At 31.7% G+C, this 1,684-nt stretch carries 1 protein-coding gene; it reads left to right on the plus strand.

Features of this window, described 5'->3' with window-relative positions:
• Window positions 1-115 precede the first annotated feature (115 nt).
• Window positions 116-1,576, plus strand: coding sequence for an IS1182 family transposase (locus ACFVRR_RS24250; RefSeq protein ID WP_387333327.1), 1,461 nt, complete (start codon window positions 116-118; stop codon window positions 1,574-1,576).
• Window positions 1,577-1,684: the final 108 nt, after the last annotated feature.

Here is a 1,684-nt window from a genome sequence, read left to right on the forward strand (position 1 = left end):
GAGGCCACTGAAAAAGTCCTTGTGGTTTAAAAAAGTGAAGGCTTTCTCGATTTATCGAGGAAGCCTTCACTTTTTTCTTGTATAATTATTGTATCAAGTAACGGTGGTGTATCGAATGATATCAAATCAAGAATCTTTTACTCTCAGCCCTTTCATGGCTTTATACGATCTAATTGTTCCGAAAGATAATATGCTTCGCCAAATAAATGAATTAGTGGATTTTACGTTTGTATTAGAAGAATTAAAGAATAAATATTGCCTTGATAACGGCCGAAATGCAGTGCCGCCTATTCGTATGTTCAAATATTTGTTACTAAAATCTATTTTTGATTTATCAGATGTTGATGTTGTTGAACGTTCAAAATATGATATGTCTTTTAAATATTTTCTTGATATGGCTCCAGAAGAATCAGTGATCAATTCAAGTTCTTTAACGAAATTTCGTAAGCTTCGTTTAAAAGATGTTGGATTATTAGACATGTTGATCCAAAAAACAGTTGATATCGCCCTAGAAAAAGAACTAATTAAAAGTACTTCAATAATAGTTGACGCAACTCATACAAGATCGCGATTTAATAATAAATCACCAAAAGAATTTTTAATGGAGAAATCTAAACTCCTTAGAAAATCTGTCTATCAAATCAATGAGGGAATGAAAGAAAAATTCCCTCCGAAGCCAACAACTGATGATGTAGTCGATGAACTTGCTTATTGTGAAAAAGTCATTCAAGCTGTGGAAAAAGAAGAAGCGATTCGCGAATATCCAAAAGTAAAAGAAAAACTAAACTATTTAAAAGAAATCGTTGAAGATTACCATGACAATCTAAATTTTTCAAATGATCCTGAAGCACGAACTGGGCATAAAACTGTTGATACCTCATTTTTTGGATATAAATCACATTTAGCGATGAATGAAGAACGAATTATTACAGCTGCAGTCATTTCAACAGGCGAAAATACTGATGGGAAATATCTAAAAATATTGATTGAAAAAAGTCTTGAAACGGGAATGAAAATTGATACAGTCATTGGTGATACAGCTTATTCAGAGATTGATAATCTTCAATATGCAAATGAAAATGAATTACAATTAGTTTCGAAATTAAACCCCACGATTACACATGGAACACGTAAAAAAGAAGATGAATTTCAATACAATAAGGATGCGGGTATGTACGTTTGTAAGGCAGGTCATATGGCAATTCGAAAAAGAAGACAAGAAAGAAAAAATCAGAAAAAAAATCCGCGTGATATGTATTACTTTGATATAAAAAAATGTAAAAAGTGTCCCTTTAAAGATGGATGCTATAAAGAAGGTGCCAAAAGTAAATCGTATAGTGTAACAATTAAATCAACTGAACACAAAGAACATATACACTTTCAAGAAAGCGAATATTTCAAAAAGAAATCGAAAGAACGCTATAAAATTGAAGCAAAAAATAGTGAATTAAAACACAGGCACGGGTACAATGTAGCAAATTCCTCGGGTCTATTAGGTATGGAAATGCAAGGGGCAATGGCTATATTCGCAGTTAATTTAAAACGAATACTCACCTTAATGAAGGAAGAAAAATAAAAATGTATAAAGGAAAAGTGGATTTTCCGTTCAATTCTGAACGAAAAATCCACTTTTTTAATTTATATATTGATTAGGCAAATAAAAATGCTGTTTTTCAGTGGCCTC

It is taken from the genome of Gottfriedia sp. NPDC057948, from assembly GCF_042887255.1.
GTDB lineage: Bacteria > Bacillota > Bacilli > Bacillales > Bacillaceae_G > Gottfriedia.